Annotated in this window: 13 protein-coding genes; 9 read left to right on the forward strand and 4 right to left on the reverse strand. The window is 55.4% G+C overall.

All coding sequences use genetic code 11. The features are described from left to right. The first annotated feature begins 91 nt into the window (after positions 1–91). Positions 92–2938: an RNA polymerase-associated protein RapA gene (rapA, locus tag B9K09_RS15635; protein WP_087517686.1), complete on the forward strand. Its 2847-nt coding sequence runs from the start codon at positions 92–94 to the stop codon at positions 2936–2938. Positions 2939–2999: 61 nt separating this feature from the next. Here the strand turns inward: rapA and B9K09_RS15640 are convergent, their stop codons facing one another. Continuing rightward, the gene (locus tag B9K09_RS15640) at positions 3000–4349 is read right to left on the reverse strand and encodes an MFS transporter (protein ID WP_087517687.1); all 1350 of its coding nucleotides are present in this window, start codon (positions 4347–4349) and stop codon (positions 3000–3002) included. Positions 4350–4596: 247 nt separating this feature from the next. Here B9K09_RS15640 and B9K09_RS15645 point away from each other — a divergent pair, with 247 nt between their 5' ends. Then, on the forward strand, positions 4597–6768 hold the full coding sequence (locus tag B9K09_RS15645) for a bifunctional diguanylate cyclase/phosphodiesterase (protein WP_087517688.1): 2172 nt from the start codon (positions 4597–4599) through the stop codon (positions 6766–6768). A gap of 36 nt (positions 6769–6804) precedes the next feature. Here B9K09_RS15645 and B9K09_RS15650 read toward each other — a convergent pair whose 3' ends face one another. Further along, a complete protein-coding gene (locus tag B9K09_RS15650) occupies positions 6805–7599 on the reverse strand; it encodes a hydroxypyruvate isomerase family protein (protein ID WP_087517689.1) in 795 nt (264 codons plus the stop codon). Beyond that, positions 7596–8486: an NAD(P)-dependent oxidoreductase gene (locus tag B9K09_RS15655; RefSeq protein ID WP_087517690.1), complete on the reverse strand. Its 891-nt coding sequence runs from the start codon at positions 8484–8486 to the stop codon at positions 7596–7598. The genes B9K09_RS15650 and B9K09_RS15655 overlap by 4 nt, the downstream gene beginning before the upstream one ends. Positions 8487–8648: 162 nt before the next feature. Between B9K09_RS15655 and B9K09_RS15660 the strand changes: the two genes are divergently transcribed. Then, positions 8649–9002, forward strand: coding sequence for a RidA family protein (locus B9K09_RS15660; RefSeq protein ID WP_087517691.1), 354 nt, complete (start codon positions 8649–8651; stop codon positions 9000–9002). A 5-nt stretch (positions 9003–9007) separates the two neighbouring features. Next, the gene (locus B9K09_RS15665) at positions 9008–9829 is read left to right on the forward strand and encodes an AraC family transcriptional regulator (protein ID WP_087517692.1); all 822 of its coding nucleotides are present in this window, start codon (positions 9008–9010) and stop codon (positions 9827–9829) included. Between the two features lies 1 nt (position 9830). Here the strand turns inward: B9K09_RS15665 and B9K09_RS15670 are convergent, their stop codons facing one another. Then, positions 9831–10418: a LysE family translocator gene (locus B9K09_RS15670; protein WP_087517693.1), complete on the reverse strand. Its 588-nt coding sequence runs from the start codon at positions 10416–10418 to the stop codon at positions 9831–9833. Positions 10419–10572: 154 nt separating this feature from the next. Here B9K09_RS15670 and B9K09_RS15675 point away from each other — a divergent pair, with 154 nt between their 5' ends. The 5 genes from B9K09_RS15675 (at position 10573) to phnE (ending at position 14319) form a co-directional block, all read left to right on the forward strand. Next, positions 10573–10932: a VOC family protein gene (locus B9K09_RS15675; protein ID WP_087517694.1), complete on the forward strand. Its 360-nt coding sequence runs from the start codon at positions 10573–10575 to the stop codon at positions 10930–10932. Between the two features lie 150 nt (positions 10933–11082). Next, positions 11083–11934 (forward strand): putative selenate ABC transporter substrate-binding protein, encoded by an 852-nt coding sequence (locus B9K09_RS15680; protein ID WP_087517695.1) that lies wholly within the window; start codon positions 11083–11085, stop codon positions 11932–11934. Continuing rightward, positions 11931–12734, forward strand: a complete 804-nt coding sequence (locus tag B9K09_RS15685; protein ID WP_087517696.1) for a phosphonate ABC transporter ATP-binding protein — start codon at positions 11931–11933, stop codon at positions 12732–12734. The genes B9K09_RS15680 and B9K09_RS15685 overlap by 4 nt, the downstream gene beginning before the upstream one ends. Beyond that, complete coding sequence (locus B9K09_RS15690; protein WP_087517697.1) at positions 12728–13555, forward strand: ABC transporter permease; 828 nt, start codon at positions 12728–12730, stop codon at positions 13553–13555. Before B9K09_RS15685 ends, B9K09_RS15690 begins: the two co-directional genes overlap by 7 nt. Further along, positions 13552–14319: a phosphonate ABC transporter, permease protein PhnE gene (phnE, locus tag B9K09_RS15695; RefSeq protein ID WP_087517698.1), complete on the forward strand. Its 768-nt coding sequence runs from the start codon at positions 13552–13554 to the stop codon at positions 14317–14319. Before B9K09_RS15690 ends, phnE begins: the two co-directional genes overlap by 4 nt. The last annotated feature ends 19 nt before the right edge of the window (positions 14320–14338 follow it).

The raw sequence follows: 14338 nt of genomic DNA on the forward strand, positions 1-14338 counted from the left end.
TAGCCACCAAAACGCTAAAAGATCAATGCGGCTTTGGCCTAAACCCGGTGTTCCGGTTACCATAGTCGGCTTTTTCACGCGGGAGACAGGCATGGCGCAGCAGTATGAACCGGGGCAACGCTGGATCAGTGACAGCGAAGCAGAGCTGGGGTTGGGGACCATCCTTATGCAGGAAGGCCGCATGCTCACGGTACTTTACCCGGCGACTGGCGAAACCCGTCAATATGCCGCGCGCAGTGCACCGCTTACGCGTGTGCGTTTCTCGCCTGGCGATGAGATCACCCACTTTGAAGGCTGGAAGCTGACCGTACAGGAAGTCGACGATATCGACGGTCTGCTGGTTTATCACGGTCTTAACGCGCAGCATCAAAGCGTGACCATGCCGGAAACCCAGCTCTCAAACTTCATTCAGTTCCGTTTGGCTAGCGACCGCCTGTTCGCCGGCCAGATTGATCCGCTGGCATGGTTCGGCTTGCGTTATCGCACACTTGAATACACCAGCAACCACCTGCAATCGTCGCTCTGGGGCTTGGGCGGTGTTCGCGCCCAACCTATCCCGCACCAACTACACATTGCCCGCGAAGTGGCTGACCGAATTGCACCGCGCGTGCTGTTGGCTGACGAAGTAGGCTTGGGCAAAACCATTGAAGCAGGCATGGTGATCCATCGCCAACTGCTCTCTGGCCGGGCTAATCGTGTACTGATTCTGGTACCCGAAAACCTTCAGCATCAGTGGCTAGTGGAAATGCGTCGTCGCTTTAACCTCGACGTCGCCCTGTTCGATGCTGAGCGTTTTATCGAAAGCGACGCCAGCAATCCGTTTGAAGACTGCCAGCTGGCACTGGTTGCGCTGGAATGGCTACGCGAAGATGAAAAAGCCCAAGACGCTTTGTTTGCAGCGGGCTGGGACTTGCTAGTGGTCGACGAAGCGCACCACTTGGTTTGGCACCCTGAGCGCTCCAGCCCTGAATACTCGCTGGTTGAACAGTTGGCTGAAGTGATTCCCGGTGTTCTGCTGCTGACGGCAACGCCTGAGCAACTTGGCCAAGACAGCCACTTTGCCCGCTTGCGCCTGCTCGACCCGAACCGTTTCCACGACCTCGAAGCCTTCCGCGCTGAAAGTGCCAACTATCGGCCGATTGCCGAGGCCGTTCAGGAGTTGTTGGATCAAGGTCGGTTGTCGCCAGAAGCACACAAAACCATTCATGACTTTCTCGGTGCAGAAGGCGAAGGCCTGCTGGCAGCCGTCAATGACGGCGACAGCGAAGCCTCGGCACGCCTGATCCGCGAGCTGCTCGACCGTCACGGCACTGGACGCCTGCTGTTCCGTAACACCCGCGCCGCGGTACAGGGCTTCCCTGAGCGTGAGTTGCACGCCTACCCGCTACCCAGCCCGGATGAGTACATGGAGCTGCCACTCGGCGAGCACCCAGACCTGTACCCGGAAGTCAGCTATCAAGCTCAAGCTGAAGTAGACGATGAGCAACGCTGGTGGCGCTTCGACCCACGGGTCGAGTGGTTGATTGATACCTTGAAGATGCTGAAAAAATTCAAGGTATTGGTAATCTGCGCCCATGCAGAAACGGCGCTGGATCTTGAAGATGCGCTACGTGTGCGCTCGGGTATCCTCGCAACCGTGTTTCATGAAGGCATGAGCATTCTTGAACGTGACCGCGCGGCAGCTTACTTCGCCGATGAAGAATTCGGCGCGCAGGTGTTGATCTGTTCCGAGATCGGCAGTGAAGGCCGCAACTTCCAGTTCGCCCACCACCTCGTGTTGTTCGACCTGCCAGCCCACCCGGACTTACTTGAGCAGCGTATTGGCCGTCTTGACCGTATCGGTCAAAAGCACCAAATCCAGGTGCATGTACCGTACCTTGAGAACAGCCCGCAAGAGCGGCTCTTCCAGTGGTATCACAATGCACTCAACGCATTTTTGGCCACCTGCCCGACGGGTAACGCATTGCAGCACCAGTTTGGTAGCCGCATGTTGCCGTTGCTTGAAAGCGGTGATGACAACGAATGGCAAGCACTGGCTGAAGAAGCTAAAACCGAGCGAGTGCGCCTTGAAGGCGAATTGCATGCAGGTCGCGACCGTCTGCTGGAACTCAACTCGGGTGGGGCCGGTGAAGGTCAAACCTTGGCGGCTGATATCGAAGAGCAAGATGATCAGTTCGCGTTGCCGATCTACATGGAGCAGCTGTTCAATGCCTTTGGTATTGACAGTGAAGACCACTCCGAAAACGCACTGATCCTGCGGCCAAGCGAGAAGATGCTCGACGCCAGCTTTCCACTCGGTGACGACGAAGGTGTGACCATCACCTACGACCGCAACCTGGCGCTAAGCCGCGAAGACATGCAGTTCCTGACCTGGGAACACCCAATGGTGCAAGGTGCCATGGACTTGGTGCGCTCCGGCTCAATGGGTAACACCGGCGTTGCCTTGATCAAAAACAAAGCGCTAAAACCAGGCACCGTGCTGCTTGAATTGCTCTATGTCAGCGATGTTGTCGCACCACGAGCCTTGCAACTTGGCCGTTACTTACCACCGGCGGCGCTGCGTTGCTTGCTCGACGCCAACGGTAATGACCTCGCCCACAAAGTTGCCTTCGAAACCCTCAACGACCAGTTGGAAAGCGTGCCGCGTGCAAGCGCCAACAAATTCGTTCAGGCGCAGCGTGACTCACTGAACCCGCAGATCGGTGTCGGTGAAGAGAAAGTCATGCCGCGTCACCTCGAGCGTGTAGCCGAAGCTAAACGACGCCTCGCCAACGATATGGATGAAGAGCTTGCGCGCCTCACCGCACTGCAAGCTGTAAATCCAAGCGTTCGCGACAGCGAGATTGAAACCCTGCGCAGTCAGCGCGAGCAAGGCTTGGCCTCGCTCGATAAAGCCGCGTTACGCCTCGAAGCTATCCGCGTATTGGTCGCCGGTTAACCCGTCGACTCGAACAAAAAGAAGCCCGCAAATGCGGGCTTCTTTTTGTTTGCGCGAATGCTCAGCTTAAGGCTACGCCAGCTTCAAGCGGCACATCGACGGACATTTTGTGCTGCATGCGCTGAGCATCCGCAGCAAAGCAGCGCGAGGCCTGAATCAGCGCCAGCATGGTCAGAAACAAAGCGACTGGAATCAAATACATTGCATCATGCAGGCCAACTGCTTTGAACGCCTCAGTCATCTCGCTGGCGCCAGCCGCAAGCATCGCAGTCTGGGCAAAATGATCAGACAACAAGCCCACCGCCAATGGCCCGAGACCACCGCCCAGCAAATACAGGCCGGCAAAAAACAACGCAATTGCCGTGGCTCGCAAGCGAGGTTCGACAACGTCCTGAATCGCCGTGTACACGCAGGTGTAGAAGTTGTAGGAAAACAACCAACCGAGGCTGAATACGCCGACAAATACCGCGATATCAATACGTCCTGAAAACAGCGCGTAACCGGTTGCCAGTGTTGCAATCAACATGCTCAGCGCCGCGAATAACAGACGTCCAGTCTCTGAGCGCTGGTGAATCTTGTCAGCAATCCAGCCGCCTAGTGTCAAACCGACCAGACCGGTCAAGCCAACAATCACGCCCGTCGCCACGGCAGCTTGCTCCAATGGCAATAGAAAGTAGCGCTGCAGCATCGGCACCATAAATGAGTTGCAAGCATAGGTTGCAAAGTTGAACGCCAAACCTGCTAGCACCAGCCACCAAAACGTGCGGATGGCCAGGACTTTGCGCAACGGCTTTTCAACTTTAGCGGTCGCGACCACAACACGCTCTGCTGCACCACGCTGCGGTTCCTTGATAAAGAACATCATCACCGCCAACAGCAAACCTGGCACCGCAGCGATAAAAAATGGCGCGCGCCAGCTGTCGAATATGCGCACCATGCTGCCGATAGTGAAAAAAGCCAACATCAAGCCAATCGGCAAACCGAGCATGAAAATGCCCATCGCTCTGGCCCGTTTGTGCGCGGGAAATAAGTCGCCAATCAACGAGTTCGCCGCCGGTGCATAACTCGCCTCGCCAATGCCGATGCCCATGCGAATCAGCAAGAAACTCCAGAAATTCCAGGCCAGCCCATTGACTGCCGTTAAGCCGCTCCACGCAGCCAGCCCCCACCCCATGATTTTGCGCCGCGCACCGGTATCTGCCATACGTCCAAGCGGCACACCAGCTATCGCGTAAACAATGGTGAATGCAGTGCCAACCAAGCCGAGCTGGAGATCGCTCAGGCTCCACTCTTTACGCAGCGGCTCGATAATGATCGCTGGAATGGTTCGGTCGAAAAAATTGAACATATTGGCCAGAAACAGCAAAAACAAAATGCGCCATGCATTGGCCGCCTGTTGAGTAGGTTGCATGCGAAACTTCCTATTATTTTTGTTGTTTTGCTGAGGCCCAACAGCGCTCCAGCTTTCAAGTCAGGCGTCAAGCTAGAGCGTCTGGCGGCAGATGTCTGTGACTATTCGCGCGCTGAATCCATAGCTGTAAGCCAACGCATAGCTGGCTGCTGCGCGCAATATTAACCAGTGACTACAATTGCTTGAGCCAAAGTTATTTCGTCAGCACTGAAGTTAACGACGCGCAGTTGTTACTGGAGAAGCAATCATGGATTGGATTGACTTGCGCTTTACTCGATTTATTCCAGCAGATGGCCGCCTGCTAGAAAATGGCCACCAAAGCCTGGGCATGATGTTGCTGGCTTTTTTACTGGTCAGCATTGCTTGCTACACCGTACTCGAAGTGATTGAGCGCATCCGCCAAGCGCAGCAGCCACTTAGTCGCTGGCTATGGCGTATTGTTGGCGCGCTGTGCTTAGGCAGCGGTTCTTGGGTACTGCACTTTATCAATCAGTTACCTGAAGCAGAGCATGCACACATTGTTTCGGGTGCAAGCGCAAACTTCAGTTCGTTATGCGTCGCCACTGTCTCAGCTTTTTTAGCGATGTTGAGCATCTCTGAAACCCACGCAAAACCTGCACGATTATTGACGACAGCACTGTTGATAAGCCTCAGCAGCGGCGTTCTGCACGTATTTGCAATAGCCCAAAATGATCAAGTAATCGCCCTGTTCTATTCGCCACTGCTGGTAATGGCCGCGTTAACACTCTCCTGCGCATTCAGTTGCGCTGCCCTATTCAGCTATGAACGCCAGTATGCGCACACACCATCGATATCGCTGTTAAGCCGGATCACCGCGAGCGTTTCGCTCGCACTGGCGATTGAGTTCGCTCACAGCTCAGGTATTGAAGCAATAGCCACGGACGTAGCGACAGTGGCTCCACCATCCGCGCTCATTGGCGAGTCGCACATGGCGCTGATTGTCTCGTGCCTCGCACTGCTTGGGTTTGCTGCCAGTTTGATTGCAGCGGCTCGAGACAAGCAACTGCTGGTCAATCAACGTGATTTTAGCCGGATGAACAGCCTGCTCAACCAACTGGATCACGCCCGCACATCCTTACAGCAAGCAGCCAACTATGACGGTTTAACTCAGCACCTGAACCGTCGCGGTTTAAATCTCGCATTCACCGAGAAGCTGCTCAAGCACCAGCAAAACAGCACCCCACTTGGTGTGCTGGTTATCGATATCGACCACTTCAAACGAATCAACGACAGCTTGGGCCATGCCATCGGCGACAGCATGCTTAAAGTTATTGCCGGGCGCGTCAGCTCTGCCTTACGTAATGACGACGTACTCTCGCGACTCGGTGGAGATGAGTTATGCGTGCTTGCTAGCCTAAAATCCAAAGATGAGGCCCGCGTATTAGCCGGGCGCATTCTACTGGCGGTGAAAGAACCTATCGTTATCAATGGCCGCTCTATGGTGATGACAACCAGCATTGGCATCAGCATGTTTCCCGAAGATGGCGACACCCCGGATGAATTGCTCAAACATGCAGACCTCGCGCTCTATCAAGCCAAAGGCAGCGGACGCAACCAGATGCATTCGTTTAACTCTCAGCTAAAGGCCAAGGCGAGTGTAGAGCTATTGCTTGAAGAAGAATTGCACAATGCGTTGCGCAGTGACGAAGGCCTGCAACTGTTCTATCAGCCTATACTCGACCTACACAGCGGCAAGCTCAGCAAACTCGAAGCACTGGTGCGCTGGCAGCATCCGCAACGCGGCCTGCTCAGCCCTGACCGGTTTATTGGAATTGCAGAAGCCAACGGGTTTATCGCTGAACTGGATAACTGGGTCCTGCGCCGTGCGTGTTGTGACCTGTCGCTATTAGCTGACGCGGGTCACGAGCAAATCAAAATTGCAGTCAACTGCTCTGCTCTGAGCTTAGGTCGCAAAGAGCTGGTCAAGGAAGTCAGTGATGCGCTGCTGAATTTCTCGGTTGCCGCGCAACGACTTGAGCTGGAAGTCACCGAAAACGCCTTGATGGGTAACATTGAACAAGCCGTCGACTTACTGCAAGAAATCCGCGCGCAGGGCGTCAGTTTATCGGTTGATGATTTTGGTACCGGTTATTCATCGTTGGCTTACCTCAAGCGATTACCCATCGACACCTTGAAAATCGACCGCTCTTTTATTCAGGATATTCCCAGCTCGCATGAGGACATGCAGATCGTCCAGGCCATTATCGCGATGGCCCACTCGCTGCAGCTAAAGGTAGTCGCGGAAGGTGTGGAGTCACCCGAGCAATTGAGCTTCCTGCGTAACTTGGGATGCGACAGCATTCAGGGTTACCTGCTCAGCCGGCCGATCCCGATGCAGCAGTTGTTATCCTTTTTGTCAGATTACTCGACAGAAAACAGCTTTGTGTATAACCCATAGCCAAGCTCATAACGGAACTGCACCTGAAGGCGGAGATCAGGCCTGACCCAGCATGGAGCGCCACTGATTTAACCAGCTCAAACTGGCCTGCGTGCCCTCAGTTCCTGGTTTGTACTCAGCCCCGATCCAGCCGTCATAACCGCTGGATTTGAGCGTTTTCAATGCGTTGATAAAGTCCAGTCCCCCGTTACCCGGAGCACCACGGCCGGGGCAATCAGCAAACTGCACGTGACCAATACGGCCTTCCAGGCGCTGGATACCCGCGCTGATATCTTCCCCCTGCATTGCCATGTGATAGAAATCATACTGCGCACTGCAATTGGCATGATCAACCATGCCCAGCAGCTCACGCAGCTGCTCAGAACTGTTGATCAAAAAGCCGGGCATATCCGTGGTATTGACCGCCTCGCAGACCACTGCAATGCCTAATAAAGTGAAGGCATCGGCAGTCTTGCGTAGGTTAGCGACCAAGGTCTGCAACGCTTGCTCAGGTTCAACGTCATCTGCCAAGCGCCCTGGCAGCACATTAACCAAGGCTGGGCGAACCATTGCCGCATAACTGAGAGCAGCTTCCAGCGCTTGATCAAACTCTGCCTGACGCGCAGGCACCGCTGCCAACCCCCAGCCCCCGGTCATTAAATCCGCAGCGGGTAGATTGATTACACGCAACGGCATGTCCGCAGCTTCAAGTGCTTCCTTCAAGCGAATGGCTGGGAGCTCGTAAGGAAACTGGATTTCAACTCCATCAAAGCCAGCTGCACTGGCCGCAACCACGCGTTCAACCAAGGGCAACTCGGTGAAAAGCAGGGATAAATTTGCGCAGATTTTCATGTTGTTTCCTCGCGGTATTGCTGGACCAACGTAGCGGGATCTTTTTCCAGATTGCCTTGGCTGCCATGTAACCGCATCAGCTGTGCCGCCAAACCTGTTACCGGTGTTGCCGAGCCAGTCTGCTGAGCGACCCGCACCGCAGTATCCAAATCTTTAAGCAGTGTTCGTACATGCCACTTGATTGGCTCAAACTCGCTCGCGGCCATTTGCGGCGCAAGAATTTGCAAGGGTTTTGAATCAGCAAAACCGCCGGCTAGCGCTGGTGCAATCAAGCTTGCATCAACCCCGGACTTTTCAGCCAGGGCTACAACCTCAGCAATCACTAAAGCGTTGCAGGCAACAATCATTTGGTTGCACACCTTGGTCACCTGACCCGCGCCCACATCGCCCATGCGCGTAAGGCGCTGACCGAGATGAGCCAGCACAGGGCGTATTTGCTCGATGTCTGCAACCGTGCCGCCTGCCATGATTGCCAACGAGCCTGCCTCGGCGCCAGCGGTACCGCCTGAGACCGGCGCATCAACCCAACGCATACCTGTTCGACGCTCAAGCTCGGCAGCCATTTCCCGTGTTTGTGCGGGATCAAGGCTGGAAAAATCCACCAACAGCTGCCCCGGTTTTGCTGTCTCGACCACCCCGCCCGGACCAAACACAACTTCACGCACCACATCGGTATTAGCCAGGCACAACATGACGATGTCGGCCTTGGCACACAGCTGCGCCGGATGGCCCACCGCGCTTGCGCCCTGCTCAATCAGCGGCTGGCACTTATCAGGCGAACGATTCCATACCGTCAAAGGGTAATCCGCCGCCAGTAAACGACGCGTCATTGGCAGGCCCATCAGGCCTATTCCGGCAAAAGCTAAAGCGGGTAACGCAGCAGGCATAATCAACTCCAGTCTGGCCAGCGGTAAAGGTCGAGCGGCTATCTTAAACCCAAAGCAGATTCGTCAATCAGCCCTTAGCTGATTAGACTGTAGGCTCTTGGGCTCATACACCGCAGATCAGTACGCTGTGCCCACTTTATATTTAGAAAATCAAGGACTACCATGAATATCACTCGCCATGAAACCTCCGCACGCATGAGCCGCGTTGTCGTTCATAACAATACCGCTTACCTGTGCGGCCAAGTTGCAGAAGACCGCACAGCGGGTATTGAGCACCAAACCCAGACCATGCTGGCGAAGGTAGATGCGCTATTGAAATCGGTTAACAGCAGCCGTGAGCACATCCTCTCGGCAACGATCTATATCAAAGACATGAGCGACTTTGCAGCAATGAACAGCGTGTGGGATAACTGGGTGCCGAGCGGTTTTGCTCCAGCCCGTGCTTGCGTGCAAGCGAGCATGGCCAGCCCCGAGTTGCTGGTTGAAATCTCCGTCGTCGCCGCGGTCAAAGAGTAACTGTCATGACTAATTGCGTGCCCCAGTTCTGGCGAGACCCTGCGTTGCCAGCCATTGAGGCACGCTCAATTATTGATGGGCGTAAAGTGTGTTACGCGCTGCATGCCCATGCACATTTTTCCATCGGGGTGATTACTTCCGGCACCTGTACTTACATCAATGGCGAACAGCGACAAGCGATCCGCCAAGGCGCAAGCGTGTTGATGAATCCCCAAGCGGTACATGCCTGCAACCCAATTGATGAGCAGCCATGGTCGTACCGCATGCTCTATGTCGACTGCCAATGGCTAGCCGGGGTGCAAGCCTCAGTGCGGCACGATTCGCCTGGGGTATTTCAAGCCTACCAACCCGTTCTGAGCATTTCGCCAACGCTATATGACGCCTTCAACCAGTTCTATGACCAACTGCTCGACACCTCGCTAACGCCTGAGATCAAGAAGGCTGCGGCGTTGGCGTTTTTCCAGTTAATGGATCGTACCCTCGCGCCACAGGATGGCACCGTCAGCGAACCCGAGTTGCCCCATGTAAAGCTGGAACTGGCCGCTGCGTTTATCCGCGAAAACTGCGCGCAGCCATTAAGCCTGCAACAGATCAGTGATGCTGCTGGCCTATCGCGCTCTTACATGATTCGCGCGTTCCGGCGGCATTTCGGCATGACCCCTCACGCTTACCTGACCAACCAGCGGATACAACTTGCACAGCGCCTACTTAAGCGCGGCGAGTTGATTGTCGACGCGGCGTTAGCTGCAGGCTTTGCCGACCAGGCTCACCTGCAACGTACATTCAAACAGTTTCTGGCTGCCACGCCGGGCCAGTATCGAGGTTGAGTCAGGCCAGTAATAAATAGCCGCAGCTCGCGACCAGCAACGCCGCCATCAAGCGATTAAACACGCGGATGGAGCCAGGCGAATTTAGGTGATGCTGTAAATAAGTACCTGCCACCGCCCAGCAGGCAATCGACAGATAGCAGACGACAAAATAGATCGTTGAAAACTCAGCAATCTGTTGCAGATTTCCATCAGCCACAAACGCGCCCATACCAGCGACGCAGGCCATCCAGGCCTTAGGGTTAAGCCATTGCAGCGTTGCGCCATAAAGCATCGACGGCGCTCGGCCCTTTTGTGCGGTATTCAACTGACCATTATCGGTCGCCAACCTGAATGCCATAAACAGTAAAAAGGCAACGCCAGCCAACTTGATCAGCTCAGTCAGAAACGGCCACAACTGCAAGACCTTGTGCAAGCCCAACCCGGTCAAAACCAACAGCAGGGTGAAGCCAATTGTTGCTCCGGTGACATGCCGTAAGCTGGCACGCAAACCAAACTGCACACCGCTGCTAAGGGCGATGATATTCACAGGCCCCGGTGAAATTGAACTGGCTAACGCAAACGCCGCCATCGACAACCAAACACTCATACCCCACCCCTCACGTCACGACTATGTAAGAGGCTCAACCCTAAGCAGTGCGTAGCGTGAAGGATTGAACAAAAGTACCCTGGGTGCTTGGTCTACGCTGATACTGCGATTTATAACGTAACCAGAACTCACCACAACACAGAGAGGGTTGAAGATGCCTGCGCATGAAAAGATCAATTACGTCGAGTTTCCTGCCAAGGATCTAGCCGCCACCAAGGCTTTTTTTAATGCAGCCTTTGGCTGGACATTTGTCGATTACGGCCCCGATTACGTGGCCTTCTCAGACCAAGGTCTGGACGGAGGATTCTTCACCTCTGAGCAGCACTCGACCACCGCCAACGGCGGCGCATTGATTGTACTGTTCAGTGAAAACCTTGAGGCCACGCAAGCAAAAGTCAGCGCAGCAGGTGGAACAATAGTCAAAGACATTTACAGCTTCCCGGGCGGGCGCCGCTTCCACTTTGCGGAACCCAGCGGCAATGAATTTGCCGTCTGGGCGCAGCCAGAAAACTAAGCAGCAGGGTCTTGCATCGCGCCAACTTAACGCTGTGACCCGCTAATCAAACATTTATGCATGGCCCAAGTGTTGGCGGGTTATGCTTCGCATCCAGCTTTACCCGTATAATTAATTCGCTTTCCCCGCTATTTAACCGGAGAACCCGTCATGTTCAAACGTACTCTTGCGCTCGCCGCAGGCATTGCCTTGTCTATTTCCACCGTTTGCAGTCACGCTGCTGACGTTCTGCGCGTTTCCGCGATTCCAGATGAAGCCCCGACTGAGTTGCTGCGTAAATTCAAACCGCTAGGCGAATACCTTGAGCAGAAACTGGGCATGAAGGTTGAGTTTGTACCGGTGGCCGATTACGCCGCGGTGGTTGAGTCACTCGCATCTGACCGCCTCGATATGGCTTGGCTGGGTGGCTTCACTTTTGTGCAAACACGCCTGAAAACCGGCAATGCCGTGCCGCTGGTTCAGCGCGAACAGGATGCTCAGTTCACCAGCAAGTTCATCAGCGCCGACCCTGCGGTTAAGTCGATCAAAGACCTTAAAGGCAAAACTTTCGCTTTCGGCTCGGTATCTTCAACATCTGGCAGCCTCATGCCGCGCTACTTCATGCTGCAAGACGGTATCAAGCCTGAAGAGTTCTTCAGTCGCATTGCATACTCGGGTGCCCACGACGCAACAGCCGCCTGGGTCCAGGCTGGTAAAGCAGACGGCGGCGTACTCAATGCCTCGGTCTGGGACAAGCTGGTTGCCAGCGGCAAGGTCGACACCAGCAAAGTAAAAGTTATCGCCACCACGCCTACCTACTTCGATTACAACTGGACCGTACGCGGCACCCTTGATCCGGCGCTACAAGCCAAGATCAAAGCCGCATTTCTGGAACTCGATCCAGCAGTGCCTGAGCAGAAAGCCATTCTCGACCTGCAAGCGGCTAGCCGTTTCATCGAAACCAAGCCTGAAAACTATGAAGGGATCGAGGAAGCAGCGCGCGCCGCTGGCCTGTTGAAGTGACTTTAACGCTGCAAGGCGTGGGACTTACCCACGCCAATGGTCACGTTGCGCTCAGTGATATTGATCTGACGGTCAAAGCGGCTGAGCGCGTCGCCATCATCGGCCCTTCTGGCGCTGGCAAAACCACTCTGCTGCGCCTGCTTGCGACCAGCCTACAGCCGAGCACTGGCGCAATCAGCCTGCTTGAGCAACAGCCGTGGACGCTCGGTGCCAGCGAGCGTCAACGATTGCGTGCGCGTATAGGTTTGATCCATCAAGCGCCGCCATTGCCGCCACGTCAGCGTGTGGTTACCGCAATTCTCGCCGGTAAGCTCGGCCAGTGGTCACTGCTTAAAAGCCTGTTCAATCTGTTTTACCCCGTCGACATCGCTGGTGCTCAAGCCGCTTTGGCACGCCTGGACCTGGCCGACAAACTGTTTGAACGCTGCGACCAGCTTTCAGGTGGCCAGTTACAACGAGTTGGCATCGCCCGTGTGTTGTATCAAGGTGCACAATTAATTCTCGCCGATGAACCAGTGTCGGCCATGGACCCCGTGCTTGCTGACCATACACTCAGTGTTTTGAGCCACGAAGCCGCTGCGCGCAAGGTGACTCTGCTTGCCAGCTTGCATGCGGTCGACTTAGCCATGGCGCACTTTCCACGGGTGATTGGAGTGCGTGCGGGACGCATCGTTTTTGACCTGCCAAGCGATGAGATCAGCCCCGAGCAATTGGACGCGCTATACGCCAACGAGAAATTACAGTCCGCGCCCGAGATTATCGCTCCCACACCGACTGTGGTGCAGATTCCACGATGTTGAACCCGGCTCTACGCGACCCAGCATTTCTGCCACGCCTGGCGCTAAGCCTGCTCGCAGTGATTGTGCTGTGGCCGGGAATCAAGCTAAGTGAAGTTGATTTGGCGGTCTTGTTCGATGCTGAAAACAGCAAGGCCATGGGTAACTTTCTCAGCGGTTTCTGGCCGCCCGCCCATAGCCCTGAGTTTCTACAAATACTCTTGCGCGCTACCCTTGAAACACTGGCAATCGCCACGGCGGGCATGGCGCTGGCATTGCTGATTGCCATTCCTTGTGGACTGCTGGCCACCCGCGCGCTGTCGCTTTCTGCAGCGCACCGCAATGGCCGCCCAGCCTGGTGGTCACTCACCCTGCGCTGGCCGGTACGTGGCGTGCTGATTGTGCTACGCAGCGTCCCCGAAGTGGTTTGGGCGTTATTATTCGTGCGCGCTGTAGGTCTGGGACCCACTGCGGGCGTATTGGCCATCGCCATCACCTACAGCGGTATGCTCGGCAAGGTCTACGCCGAAATTTTCGAATCAGTTGATCCCCGCCCCGGCCGCGCCCTATTGGTGGCTGGCAGCCCCCGCCTGATGGCATTCACTTACGGCGTGCTGCCCAACGCCTCGGCCGAAATGCTTTCCTATACCGTGTATCGCTGGGAGTGCGCTGTGCGGGCATCGGTGGTCATGGGTTTCGTCGGTGCTGGCGGATTGGGCCAGCAAATTGATTTGTCGCTACGCATGTTTGCCGGTGGTGAAGTCGCCAGCATGCTCCTGACCTTTCTGCTGTTGGTGCTACTCGCCGATCAGCTAAGCAGAGTGCTACGGGCGAGATTGCAATGAAGTACCTCGTCAACTACAGCCTGGTGGCGCTGCTGCTGAGCGCAGTGTTCGCCTCGTTCAGTTACCTGAACATTGACCTGACGACTTTGTATTCAGGCGATGGCCTGAGTCAGATGAGCAGTTACGCCACCGGCTTCTTCAGTCCCGATTTCACTGCTCCACATCTGCGAGCGATCAGCCAAGGTGCGCTTGAAACTTTAGCAATGTCGTCAATTGGTACGTTGCTGGCAGCGCTGCTGGGTATTTTTTTGGCACTGCCTGCTGCCGGGCGTTTCGGCTGGCTGGCCATGAACACCAGTCGCTTATTGCTTAATGCCTTACGGGCGATTCCTGAACTGGTGTGGGCTGCATTGGTGGTGTTAGCTGCAGGCTTGGGCCCCAATGCTGGTACGCTGGCCTTGGCGCTACACACGGCGGGGGTGCTCGGCCGGTTATTTGCTGAAGCATTGGAAAACGTCAGTGATGAACCCGCGCGCGCTATTCGCCTTGCAGGGAGCGGACGCGTTGCCGCGTTCTGCTACGGCACGCTGCCGGAAGTCTGGCCGCAACTCATCGCTTACACCCTGTACCGCTGGGAAAACAATATCCGCATGGCCAGCGTGCTGGGCTTTGTCGGTGCAGGTGGCTTGGGTCAGATGCTCTACTTCCACCTCAGTTTGTTTCAGGAGGCGCAAGCGGCGACGGTGATTCTGGCCATGCTGGTGTTGGTGCTAGCAGTCGATGCCTTAAGCGCCTGGGCGCGTCAGCGCTGGGTCAGCCAGTAACCCAGCGCAAACCACAAGC

This window comes from Pseudomonas sp. M30-35, from assembly GCF_002163625.1.
GTDB lineage: Bacteria > Pseudomonadota > Gammaproteobacteria > Pseudomonadales > Pseudomonadaceae > Aquipseudomonas.

Excerpts from the sequence above, each read along its gene's own strand:
- B9K09_RS15655 (WP_087517690.1), bottom strand. The coding sequence starts at position 8,486 with ATGCCTGCTGCGTTACCCGCTTTAGCTTTTGCCGGAATAGGCCTGATG.
- B9K09_RS15680 (WP_087517695.1), top strand. The coding sequence starts at position 11,083 with ATGTTCAAACGTACTCTTGCGCTCGCCGCAGGCATTGCCTTGTCTATT.
- B9K09_RS15675 (WP_087517694.1), top strand. The coding sequence starts at position 10,573 with ATGCCTGCGCATGAAAAGATCAATTACGTCGAGTTTCCTGCCAAGGAT.
- B9K09_RS15690 (WP_087517697.1), top strand. The coding sequence starts at position 12,728 with ATGTTGAACCCGGCTCTACGCGACCCAGCATTTCTGCCACGCCTGGCG.
- B9K09_RS15665 (WP_087517692.1), top strand. The coding sequence starts at position 9,008 with ATGACTAATTGCGTGCCCCAGTTCTGGCGAGACCCTGCGTTGCCAGCC.
- B9K09_RS15660 (WP_087517691.1), top strand. The coding sequence starts at position 8,649 with ATGAATATCACTCGCCATGAAACCTCCGCACGCATGAGCCGCGTTGTC.
- B9K09_RS15670 (WP_087517693.1), bottom strand. The coding sequence starts at position 10,418 with ATGAGTGTTTGGTTGTCGATGGCGGCGTTTGCGTTAGCCAGTTCAATT.
- rapA (WP_087517686.1), top strand. The coding sequence starts at position 92 with ATGGCGCAGCAGTATGAACCGGGGCAACGCTGGATCAGTGACAGCGAA.
- B9K09_RS15645 (WP_087517688.1), top strand. The coding sequence starts at position 4,597 with ATGGATTGGATTGACTTGCGCTTTACTCGATTTATTCCAGCAGATGGC.
- B9K09_RS15640 (WP_087517687.1), bottom strand. The coding sequence starts at position 4,349 with ATGCAACCTACTCAACAGGCGGCCAATGCATGGCGCATTTTGTTTTTG.
- B9K09_RS15650 (WP_087517689.1), bottom strand. The coding sequence starts at position 7,599 with ATGAAAATCTGCGCAAATTTATCCCTGCTTTTCACCGAGTTGCCCTTG.
- phnE (WP_087517698.1), top strand. The coding sequence starts at position 13,552 with ATGAAGTACCTCGTCAACTACAGCCTGGTGGCGCTGCTGCTGAGCGCA.